8 protein-coding genes and 2 pseudogenes are annotated in these 8,491 nt (G+C 68.2%); 5 read left to right on the top strand and 5 right to left on the bottom strand.

Annotation, left to right across the window (positions count from 1 at the left end; translation table 11 throughout):
- From IE172_RS24985 to IE172_RS24970, 4 genes and pseudogenes are all read left to right on the top strand, one after another.
- Positions 1–203: pseudogene (locus IE172_RS24985) on the top strand (ALF repeat-containing protein); the annotation flags it as partial.
- Between the two features lie 228 nt (positions 204–431).
- Positions 432–1,208, top strand: coding sequence for a hypothetical protein (locus tag IE172_RS24980; RefSeq protein ID WP_190099682.1), 777 nt, complete (start codon positions 432–434; stop codon positions 1,206–1,208).
- A gap of 94 nt (positions 1,209–1,302) precedes the next feature.
- Complete coding sequence (locus IE172_RS24975; protein WP_229886356.1) at positions 1,303–1,983, top strand: Gfo/Idh/MocA family protein; 681 nt, start codon at positions 1,303–1,305, stop codon at positions 1,981–1,983.
- Positions 1,980–2,996 (top strand): phosphotransferase family protein, encoded by a 1,017-nt coding sequence (locus tag IE172_RS24970; protein ID WP_190099545.1) that lies wholly within the window; start codon positions 1,980–1,982, stop codon positions 2,994–2,996. Before IE172_RS24975 ends, IE172_RS24970 begins: the two co-directional genes overlap by 4 nt.
- Positions 2,997–4,581: 1,585 nt before the next feature.
- On the opposite strand, the gene IE172_RS24965 is transcribed toward IE172_RS24970, so the two are convergent.
- The 3 genes from IE172_RS24965 to IE172_RS34770 all read right to left on the bottom strand — a co-directional run bounded on the left by IE172_RS24965 (position 4,582) and on the right by IE172_RS34770 (position 5,893).
- Entirely contained in the window at positions 4,582–4,914 is a 333-nt protein-coding gene (locus IE172_RS24965; protein ID WP_190099544.1) for a hypothetical protein, read from the bottom strand.
- Positions 4,915–5,303: 389 nt separating this feature from the next.
- Positions 5,304–5,618 carry a hypothetical protein gene (locus IE172_RS34775; protein ID WP_229886354.1) on the bottom strand — a complete coding sequence of 105 codons (315 nt, stop codon included), beginning with the start codon at positions 5,616–5,618 and terminating at the stop codon, positions 5,304–5,306.
- A gap of 44 nt (positions 5,619–5,662) precedes the next feature.
- Positions 5,663–5,893, bottom strand: coding sequence for a hypothetical protein (locus IE172_RS34770; protein ID WP_229886353.1), 231 nt, complete (start codon positions 5,891–5,893; stop codon positions 5,663–5,665).
- A gap of 285 nt (positions 5,894–6,178) precedes the next feature.
- Here IE172_RS34770 and IE172_RS24955 point away from each other — a divergent pair, with 285 nt between their 5' ends.
- On the top strand, positions 6,179–6,925 hold the full coding sequence (locus tag IE172_RS24955) for a hypothetical protein (protein ID WP_190099543.1): 747 nt from the start codon (positions 6,179–6,181) through the stop codon (positions 6,923–6,925).
- Positions 6,926–7,274: 349 nt separating this feature from the next.
- On the opposite strand, the pseudogene IE172_RS24950 reads toward IE172_RS24955, so the two are convergent.
- Positions 7,275–8,022, bottom strand: a pseudogene (locus tag IE172_RS24950) (transposase); the annotation flags it as partial.
- Positions 8,023–8,212: 190 nt separating this feature from the next.
- The coding region (locus IE172_RS34765; protein ID WP_229886351.1) for an Rrf2 family transcriptional regulator at positions 8,213–8,491 on the bottom strand (279 nt) is incomplete at its 5' end.

The following is an 8,491-nucleotide window of genomic DNA, read 5'->3' as shown; positions in this document are numbered from 1 at the left end:
ACGACCCTGAGGCGATGCGCGCCTGGCTGGAGAGCGGTTACCGGATCGCCCAGGCCGAGGACGACCGCGTCGCCATCGCCCGCATCCTCGCCGACCCGTCCATCAGCCCGGCCCTGCGCGCGGCAGCCAACGCCGCCCTCGACGACAACACACCCGAAGCGCTGCGCCACTTCCTGGAAGTCGGCAGGTACCAGGTCGCCTGACCGGCACGGCGCCGCCACAGCGCGTCGTCCGGCTGGCACTTCCTGCCGAGCACGCCCGGTCGCCGGAACGCCGAGAAGCCGGGTGGGGCCGCCTGCACCTCTGTGCGCAGGCGGCCCCACCCGGCAGGTCCTGTGCCAACTCGGCGCCCTCCGCGAAACCCTGTGCTCTCGCCGACCGGTGCGGCAGGGGCCACTGACACCTCAGACAGCAGAAAGCACATCCTTAAGATGACCACAAAACTTCTACGCACCGAGCGCAGTGGACCTCAGTCCGCTTCCCTCGTGACCGACCTGCCGTTCAAGCCGCAGCTCGTCAGAACGGTTTTCAGGGACGTGACCTCGTTGCACGTCTCCCGGCCGGCCGCGCGGGCCGCCGCGTCGGTCACGCGGACCGTGTTGACGGAGATCATCGACGGCGCGACAAGCGCGGCAGCCGAGGAGGCCAGGAAGAGACTGATTCCCAAGGACCTCATCTCGGCGATCGACCGGAACGTCGAGGTGGAGGTGGGATCGGAGTGGTACCTGCACAGCCCGACCTTTCACGGCCTGTTGGGCGAGGTGCGCGACGGCGATGGTGTGCTCGTGTCTCTTCGTGAGCGCCGCGGGACGCGTACACCGAGTGGTGTGGCTGGCGCCCACCGGTTTGAGGCCGGGGTGAGAAGGCTGCTGGGAAGCCGGGGTGTGAGGGCGGTCCCGGCGATGGTCCGCGACCTGGACGGAATCGCGAGCGTGTTCCTGACGGCCCTGGCCAGGGACGCGGCCAAGGTCGTCCGCGAGGGCGGGGTCAAGCGGTTCGGGACGGTCAGTCTGGTGGTGCCGGGCGAGCCAGCCCCGGCCCCGCCGCTCAAGGACCCCCTCCTCGCCCTGTCCACCCGCCGCGGGGACAGGCGGACTGTTGGCGGGGACGACGTCTTGGCCGCCGTCACGATGCAGCTGTTCGGCGATCTCAGACAACGGGCCGTCACCGAGGCAGCCGAGATGACACAGAACACGTTGGCCAACTGAGCATCTTCAGCGTTGCCGCTCCAGAATGAGCACAGCTTTGACGATTGACGTCATGCAGACAGGACCCGGTTGAAGGACATTTCGGTGGGAGTGAGTGGCTGCGGGCGAGTTTGTGTTCTATGCCCGTGGTCAGTCAGGGGCCATCGCCCCGGTGGGCGAGATCGGCCGCGTGCTGCGCGAGGGCAGGTTCGGCCGCCTGCGGGACGGGCAGAGCCGGTTCGCCTTCCGGACGCCCGAGCCCGGGGGCTACCGGCTCCGGCCCGACCTGGGCGGCGGCATCTTCCACGACGTGGCGAGCTACTGGCTTCAGGCCCTGCAGGAGAGGGTCGGGCCGCCGTCGTCCGGCGGTACCGGCACCGCCTGGTGTGCGGAGCGGCACGGCGTCGACGACGCCTTCGAGGCCGTTCCGCCCCTGCCAGACGGGGCGACCGCCACCCTGACCTGCTCGTTCGTCGCACAGCACACCGCCGAGCACCTTTTCCATCTCGACGAGGCGCGTGTGCGGGTTCGAGGAGTCCTGCTGCCCGCTGCGGGCGCCGTTGCGCTGAACGTCGCGATCCGCACCACGACCGGCCACACGGAAATCACAGGCACCGAGCCGGTGTCCTACTGCCCACGTCAACTCGAACGCCTCGCGGAGCTGTTGAGCGGCCGGGCCGGACACTGGGGCGCCGGGTCGGCGGCGATGTGCGACCGGATCCGCATCATGGAGCACATTCACCGTACGGCGCGGCGGGAGGTCCGTGCCGCCGCCCTCGACATGGAGCCCACATGAGCCCTGAGGACTTCGACCCGGCGGTCACCGCCTTGCTCGCGGCGGTCCAGGTCACGCCGGCGGAGGTGGCGGCATGCGCGCCTATGACCGGCGGCACGTACAACTCCCTGCTGCGGCTTGTACTGCGGGACGGGCGTCGCTGGGTGGTTAAACGGCCACCGGCCGCAGGCAGCGGGTCGGCGCTGCGGTACGAGCACGATCTGCTGCGAGGCGAGGCGGAGTTCTTCCGGGCGGCGCGGAACGTATCGGGCGTACCGGTACCGCAGCTGGTGCACGTGGAGGCTGGTGGCAGCCCGCCCGTGGTGTCAGGCATCGTGATGACCGAATGCCCCGGCATGGCCTGGAGCGAGGTCGACACCTCCCTCACGGCGGGAGAACGGACGACCCTGCGGCAGGAACTGGGCCGCGTCGTCGCCCGGCTGCATTCCCTCACTGGTCCGGAGTACGGCTATCCCGCCCGGCCGTTCGGACCGCCCGCGGCCGACTGGCGGAGCGCCTTCACCGCCATGACCGGCGCCGTCCTGGACGACGCCGAGCACCACGGCGTCGAACTGCCCAGGCCCACGCCACGGGTACGGGAGCTGCTTGCGGAAGCCGGAGAGGTTCTGACCGACGTCACCCGGCCCGCCCTCGTCCACTTCGACCTCTGGCAGGGCAACCTGCTTCTGGACGGCGACCCGGGCGCCAGGACCCTCGCCGGAGTGATCGACGCGGAGCGGATGTTCTGGGGCGACCCGGTAGCCGAGTTCGTGTCCCTCGCGCTCTTCGACGACATCGAGCGCGACGGCGCCTTCCTGACCGGCTACGCCGAGGCTGGCGGCGAGGTGGCTTTCACGGACGCCGTGCGCCTGCGGCTTGACCTGTACCGGTGCTACCTGTACCTCATCATGCTCGTCGAGGCGGTACCCCGCCGCTATTCTCCCGACCAGCTCGCCTGGACCCGCCGAACTGTGGGGAAGCATCTGATGGCGAGCCTCGACGCGGTGGCCTCGGCCCTGGCCGGCCAGCCGTGATCGCCCTCCTCACTTCGGGTGTAGCGCTTGGCGTCCATGTGCCGGCCTGCTACTCGCCTCACGACTGCGTGAGCGCGGCGCAGAAGCCGTCGTGAAGGTGGTCGAGAGGCTGCTCCCCCCGGCCGGCTGTGCAGCATCGAGGCATCCCGGACCATGCATTACCGGGACTTCAGCGCGGCCCGGGCGGGCACGCGCTCGTCCGCCTTCATTCGATTTGCGTCGCGACCCCGTGCGGTCCGACGGGCGAGGTTGATGCCGACTGGAAGCGGAAGCGTCAACCGCCGAGTGTCGGGCGAAGCGGCACTCCGGGCTGCTGCACCACCACAGCAGATTTCATTTGACCACCTCCGTCCTCGACAGGTCGTGGCGGCACCCTGTGGGCCCCGTCGGCGTCCGGGACAGCGGAGCCAGTGGGCCCGCACGGTCAGATTGATGGTCCGCCCACTGCTGTACCAGCGGGCAAGGATCAAATGGGTTCAACAGATCCAGTACTGCTGCAACCTCATCAACGGATGCCTCGCCGAAACCAGCCTCACCTTGACGACAGCACGGTGACAACGTCAAGAGACGCCCGTACCGCGACCCGGTGTCCGCGGAGACCGGCCGCCGAGGCGCTCCGCGTCCCGTCGCGCCACGATTCGGGCTCGCTCCTCGGCCCGGTGGCGATCCTGCTCCAGCGTCCGGCGCCGCCGTGCGACCACACCGGTCTCCCGCTTCAGGTCGCGTGCCAGCCTCCGCCCGTTCAACTCGGCCGTAAGTCTCAGTACGTCCAGTGGCCTGCTGCCTCGTCCGACAGTGACGCCGTCGTCTGCCCGGACCGTTCCGGGTCGCTGCGACGGGCGAGGCGGTGGCGCGAAGGAAGCCGCGCGAAGTGCCTGGTGAACCTCGTCCGTGAGCGTGGCAGCTGCCGCTCGACCGGTCACGACGTCGATCAGCGCCGCCCTTAGCCCAGGCCGCTCACATAGAAGTTGCCTCTCGTCGATCCTGGGACGCGGGCACACATAGGCGAAGTCGTTGTACTGTCGCAGGCGTTGGCCGACCTGCACGTCCCGGCAGTGGCGGATGAACACGAGGGACCGCCCTTCGCCCACCTCGGCCGCAGGCGGCGCGGTGGCGGCCCGTGGCGCTCTCCGGCTCTCGGCCCCCCGACGAACGGCATGCAATTCCACCGCGTTCCGACGCACGCTCCATGTCCTGGCACCCAGCTTTTCCATGACGGCGGCCCGCTTGTCGTGGTTCTCCGGGTCGAGAGCGAGTTCGGCAAGCCGTTCCCGCACGTCGGGACGGCGCAGAACGGGAGCGAAGTCCAGGTGCGGGGTGCGCAGGCGGTACGTGTACTGGTTGTACTGCTCGTTGTGATCGCCGACCTGCACCCCTCGACATCCAACGATTAGGACCGCATTGCACACCAGAGCACGCCGGATCACCCGCCCGCGCCCTCGCACCGCCCGCAGGGTTTTCCCACCTATCGGGGGCGGAGGAGGGGGAGGGGGCGGGTACCGTGTCAGCGGAATTGTCGCAGCTGAGCCGCGGCCTCCGCCGGAACGTCCGGGATTCCCGCCCCGCATGCTCTTCCCCCTGTTCGTCAACGCTCTCTACGCGACCGCCTGCGATGGTTGATCTGCGTACCGTTGCCCACCGACACGTTGATGCAGTCACTGATCCGCGTGTGATACGTCGTGCCTTCGTCGGGCGTCGCCACGCCCAGTTCCACCGACGCGCCCCCGGTGCCGTCGCTCGGACCGAGATCAGGTTCCGACGCACTCTCGGAAGGTGCCGGGGCGCTTCCCGGTCCGGGCAACGCCTGCTGACGCCTGCGCCTGAACCACTCCACGACCCCCTCGGATACCCCTGTCTGGGTGCCCGCCACGACACCGGCCGCCAGGGCCGCGCCGACAAGAGCAAAGATCTCCACCAACGCCGTCCCCCCTTTCCGGCCGACAGTGAGACTTTCGTACCCAGCCCACAACGCGATAAAGCGATCATTTACTCAAAAGATTGACAAAGATCTCAAAAATGGACCGCCTGCAGCGGCTTCATCACCGAGCAGTCTCCCGCCTCGGGCATCGAGGGGAGGGTTTGCGCGTGACCTCCTTCAGGGCTGGTCCAGGCGCGGGACCTGCGCGGCGAGGAGGGTGACCAGCTCGTCGCGCCGAGGTGGTTGACGGTCCGCGCGGACAGCGGCAGGCGGCAGTTGTAGACAAGCGGGCAGATGTCCCCGGCGTGCTTCTGGTTTTCGTCAAACGATTCCAAGGGCAGTCGGGGTCACCCCGGTTATGCCCGTTCTTATCCAGGCGGCAGATCAAGTTACAGGCGTGTGGTGAACCGGCCGTCGGGCAGTTTGCGCAGCCAGCTGCGGTCGACGAGTTTGACCAGCTTCCCGCGCGGCGGCTCCGGCTTGGACCGCCTACTGACGTCTATTCCCGGTGCGTCGCCGACCTGCCGGGCCATGGCCGGCCCGGCGGCCTGCCGCACGGCGGCGAGACTGCGCTGGTAGTCCGGCGGAAGGGTGGTCTCCTCTACGCCGAGGTGCGGTGCGGGTTCACCATCACCGCGCGTCCGCCCGCCTGCCCAGGCCGTCGGCGCGGCCAAGGCGTGTTCGTCGGCGAGCTGCTTGCTCACCCGCTCACAACCCGCTCTGCGGCGGCGAGTTCGTCCCGCTCGGCTTACACCTCCGCCAACTCCTTGGCGAGCATTTCCTCGCGTTCGTCCAGCTCCGCGCGGTGATCCGATCCCGCAGCTCGGGATCCAGCATGCACCGGATCCTGGAAGGCCACCCGGTCGCGGTGGGTGTGAACCGACAAGCCGGCCAAGGAGGGAGAGATGACGCAACCCTCATTGGTGTGACTGGGTGCCAGGCTCTTAGAAGCCGTTGCCGTAGCGATCTTGGTGAGCATGGGTTCGAATGCGGCGGCCCGGTCGGGTGATCTTCGGTCTCTCCCTGCACGAAGACAGGGCCTCTGGTGCAGCTCGGGGTTGTCGAGACCTTGAGCACACCAGGCGGCCCTACCGACGGCATCCCGGCACCTCCACCGCAGAGACGACACAACACGACGTCTCTGCCGCCGAAACACCGACCCTATGCCTGAACAGCGCAAACGCGTCCGCCACTCTCAGAAGAACAGCGGCTTCTAATCGGCCCGCACGGGAATCGTGTCAGAAGTCTGGTTTAGCTTTGGCCTGTGAACCACAGCAGCTCCAAGGCCGGGGCGCCCCGCGAGCCTGACTTGCCGCCGTATCAGGTAGTCCTGGCGGAGACTGATTGGGGTTCGCTCCAGACGGCTTTCGGGAACGGTGAGTGCCTTCCCAAAGTCCTGGCACGGTTGCTGGAGCCTGATCCCAAGGTGCAGGTCACCGCTGTGTCGGAACTGCGTGAGCTGGTCGGCCACCAGAACAGCATCTACGAAGCCACAGCCCCCGTCACCATGTATGTCGCCGGCATCCTCACCCACCCGGCGGCCATGACCCTCCGGCCGTATCGCAACGTCCCCATCCGCGCGACATTGTTGAACTGGTTGGTTTCCACGGCCTACGACGCCTCCGACGAGATTGTCGACCGCACCGAGCAGTACTTCCCTGGCTTCCTCACCCACGACACCACGCTGGCGGCCTTCCGGGACCTGCGCCCGATGCTTTATCGAGCCGTCGCGCCCTTCCTGCAGGACAGTCACGAGGACGTGCGCGAAGCCGCCGGCCTCGCCGCGCTCATCCTCGCCGAACACCCCGCGCTCGCCCAGCACCGCGATCACCTCGCCGTGCACGCGCGCCGCATCCTAGACACCAGCAGCGACGAGCCCAACCGGCGCGTTGCCTGGAAGGCCCTGGAAGCATGGGGCCACGACCTCACCGGCATTGAACCTTTCAAGGAGGAGCCCTGGGACTGCGGGCCACATAGCGATGGCCGCGGCGATCTCGAACCTCCCTTCTGACTGATAGGCACACGGCCCGCAGGTTCGAACGGGGCCCGGATCGGGTGAGTTCGCGGTTGGCAGAGCATGAAGGAAGAGCCTCCGGAAGAGCTCGTGGTTGTCGAAGCCCGAGCACCAGGAGGCCCTGTTGTCGCAGTTGTACGTGGTCGTTCTGGTGGATTCCAGCCTGTTCACCCCGGGGTGTGACTGTCTTGCTCACAAGTTCGGAAACGCGGCCCACAAACCGGGCCGCCGGCCTCGCTACACGTCGGACATGACGGATGCGGAGTGGACCGTGGCACGGACGATGCTGCCGGTCCCGGCATGGATGGACGGCCGGGGAGGCAGGCCGGAGAGTTATTGCCACCGACCTTCTCAGGAACGCCTGCCAGCGCACGTCGACGCCCTCGCCGGTCAGGCCGGTGGCGGAGGACCACAACCAGACAGGCAGCGGGTCGATGCCGCCGGGCAGGCGGTCGACCTGGAGGCGGATCAAGGTGCCCTCGATGATGGGGAGGTCACCTGTGTGGTCGATCCAGGCGGAGCGAGTGGTCAGCCGGGGGTGGATACGGTCCCAGGCCATTGCTCGGGCGGTGCCGTACCGGTCGGTGACCTGGACTGTCGCCGCGTCCGGCTCGCCCCAGGTCTCAGGCATGGAAGCGGAACTCCTTGCCGTGCTTCGGCGGGCGCCCGCCCTGCGGCGGGGAGATCCACGGCACCGGGACCGGCTTGCGCATCACCCGGTCCGCGCGCATTCGCCCAAGGACCTCCACCGGCAGGCCGGCCAGGAGGTGAGCCATGCGCGGGGCGTCGCATCCGGCGTCGAAGACGACCAGGATGTCGCGGTCGCCGACGTGCCACCGGCCCATCTCGATCAGGTCCACGATCACCCGGCGGACCTGGGCGGCAGTGACCTCGGCGACATCGTCGTCCGGACCGAGGCGGACGGCGTCCAGGAGCTGGCACCAGGACGTCCGGCCCGATTCCAGGGCAGCGACAAACGAGTACGGCCAGCCGGGTATGAACTGGTCCGAGGACCGGCCGCTGCGGCCGTAGACGTGGCAGAAGACGCGGTCCGGGCCGGTCGGGGCGTCCGGGCGGAGCCAGTGGCTGATGTCGAAGCGTCTCCCAGCCCAAAGGGCAGTGCCTGACCTCCACCGGAAAGGCTTCACACAGGAGGGCTATCGCACCCGAAATCGCATCTTCCACGCCATACAGGTATTACCGCTCACTGACACTCTGACCTCGGACGACCGGACGCAGCGGGTTAAAGGACAAGCTTAGTGATGTCAACGCGTGACATGGAGGTTAGCGAGGTGCCGCGAGTACGTCCCGGAGTACGTTCTCGAGCGTGACGCGGGCCAGCTCGTGTCTCAGGGTCTCCTCGATGCCCTCATAAATGCCCTGCATCGCCGGCTGGATGCCGTAACCCACCACGCATCCCTGGTCCGGGGTGGTGCGGTGCATCGCGAACAGCGGGCCGGGTTCCACTGCCTCGTACACATCGAGCAGGGTCATCGACTCCAGCTCGCGCGCCAGCGACCAGCCCGCGCCCACGCCCCGCCGAGACTCCACGAGCCCGGCCCG

It is taken from the genome of Streptomyces griseoflavus (genome assembly GCF_014649995.1).
Lineage (GTDB): Bacteria > Actinomycetota > Actinomycetes > Streptomycetales > Streptomycetaceae > Streptomyces > Streptomyces griseoflavus.
Note: the sequence above shows the minus strand (reverse complement) of the source record. Positions and strands in the feature narration are given on the sequence as shown.

Bases quoted from the DNA above. Each gene is read 5' to 3' on its own strand.
- IE172_RS24980 (WP_190099682.1), top strand. From the start codon at position 432: ATGACCACAAAACTTCTACGCACCGAGCGCAGTGGACCTCAGTCCGCT.
- IE172_RS24970 (WP_190099545.1), top strand. From the start codon at position 1,980: ATGAGCCCTGAGGACTTCGACCCGGCGGTCACCGCCTTGCTCGCGGCG.
- IE172_RS34770 (WP_229886353.1), bottom strand. From the start codon at position 5,893: ATGCTCACCAAGATCGCTACGGCAACGGCTTCTAAGAGCCTGGCACCC.